The organism is Neisseria sp. P0021.S005, assembly GCF_051956955.1.
Map to the genome: position 1 here is coordinate 1 of NZ_JBQCWY010000553.1, position 2,064 is coordinate 2,064.

At 53.2% G+C, this 2,064-nt stretch carries 1 protein-coding gene and 1 pseudogene; both read left to right on the forward strand.

The window, feature by feature from the left end; genetic code table 11:
* Positions 1 to 253, forward strand: a pseudogene (locus ACTHUE_RS16750) (oligopeptide ABC transporter substrate-binding protein OppA); the annotation flags it as partial.
* Between the two features lie 75 nt (positions 254 to 328).
* The coding region (locus tag ACTHUE_RS16755; protein WP_440424026.1) for an aminopeptidase P family protein at positions 329 to 2,064 on the forward strand (1,736 nt) is incomplete at its 3' end.

Below are 2,064 nucleotides of genomic sequence, written 5' to 3' on the forward strand. Positions count from 1 at the left end.
CAATGCATTCCGCTACAAAAGCGCGGCGTTTGATACATTTATGAACAATACGCTGAAAGATGGTGTCAGCAAGGAAGCGCGCAGCCAGCTCTATGCCGATGCGGAGAAGCAGCTTCAAGAAGACGCTACACTGATTCCGTTGTATCATCAGGTTGAAGTGCGTATGGTCAAACCCGATATTATCGGCTATTCCGACAAAGACCCTTTACGGAACTACACAGTCAAGAACTGGTCGTTCGCACCGAAAAAATAGATTGATTATAGACAGCACAAGTTTTCAGACGGCCTTGATGACAGAGGCCGTCTGAAACAACAGGAGACATAACACATGAAATCTGTACAACAACGTTTGTCCGCTTTACGCGAAGCTATGAAAAAACATGGCGTGGACGCGTTTGTCATCCCTTCCGCCGATCCGCACCTTTCCGAATACCTGCCCGAGCATTGGCAGGCACGTCGCGATTTTTCCGGCTTTACCGGTTCGGCCGGTACTTTGGTGGTAACCGCCGATAAAGCAGGCGTGTGGACGGACAGCCGCTATTGGGAACAGGCAGGCCAACAGCTCGCGCCAAACGGCATCGAGCTGCAAAAAATGGGCGTTGATGCGCCTTATACCGAGTGGTTGGCACAAAATCTGCCCGAGGGCGCAGTCGTCGGCGCGCCTGCCGATATGTTCGCACTCAGCGGCGAGCGCGGTTTGAAACAGGCACTTGCCGCCAAAAACATCCGCCTCGAATATCCTGAAACTTTGTTGGACGAAGTGTGGGACGACCGTCCTGCATTGCCGACTCCGGAAATCTACGTTCACCATCCCGACTATGTTTCCGAAACGGCGGCCGAAAAATTGGCCCGTATCCGTGCGGCCATGAAAGAGCAGGGCGCAGATGCGCATTTGGTTTCTTCTTTGGACGACATCGCTTGGATTACCAATCTGCGCGGCGATGATGTACCGTTCAACCCCGTGTTCTTGTCCCATTTGTTTATCAGCCAAGACAAAGCCGTATTGTTTACCGATGCAGGCCGTCTGAAAGCCGAATCTGCCGAAGCCTTGAAAGCGGCAGGCTTTGAAGTATTGCCTTATGCGCAAGCGGCGGACTACTTGGCAGGCGTTAAGGGCGCATTGCTGATTGATCCGAACAAAACTGCTGTCGGTACTTTGCGCCGCCTGCCTGAAGACGTTCGTTTGATTGAAGCCATCCACCCAAGCACATTCTTCAAATCAGTCAAATCCGATGCCGATATCGCCCATATCCGCAATACCATGGCGGAAGACGGCGCGGCATTGTGCGGCTTCTTTGCCGAGTTTGAACAAATCTTGGCAGACGGCGGCGAATTGAGCGAGCTGGATATCGACGGCATGCTCTACAAACACCGCAGCCAACGTCCCGGCTTTATTTCGCCAAGTTTCGATACCATCGCGGGCTACAATGCCAATGCCGCCTTGCCTCATTACAGTGCGACACCAGAAAACAACAGTAAAATCAAAGGCGACGGTATGCTGCTGATTGACTCCGGCGGCCAATACTGGGGCGGTACGACCGACATCACGCGCGTGGTTCCTGTCGGCAATCCGAGTGCGGCCATGAAACGCGATTACACTTTGGTGTTGAAGGCGCATATTTCTCTGGCTGAGACCATTTTCCCTGAAAACATCAAAGGCCCGATGATTGATGCCATCTGCCGCAAATCGCTCTGGCAGGCACAATGCGATTATGGTCACGGTACCGGTCATGGCGTGGGCTATTTCCTCAATGTGCATGAAGGCCCGCAAAGCATTGCCGTTGCCGCCGTGCCGCAACCGCATCACGCGATGCAGTCAGGCATGCTGACTTCCAACGAGCCGGGTCTTTACCGTCCGGGTAAGTGGGGTATCCGTATCGAAAGCCTGGTAATCAACCGTCCGGTTGAAAACCCTGAGGAAACCGAGTTCGGCAAATTCCTGTATTTTGAAACCGTTACCCTCTGCCCAATCGATACGCGCCTGATTGATACCAAACTGATGACCGGCAGCGAAATCGAATGGCTGAACCAATATCACGCCGAAGTGCGCCGCCGTCTCGAGCC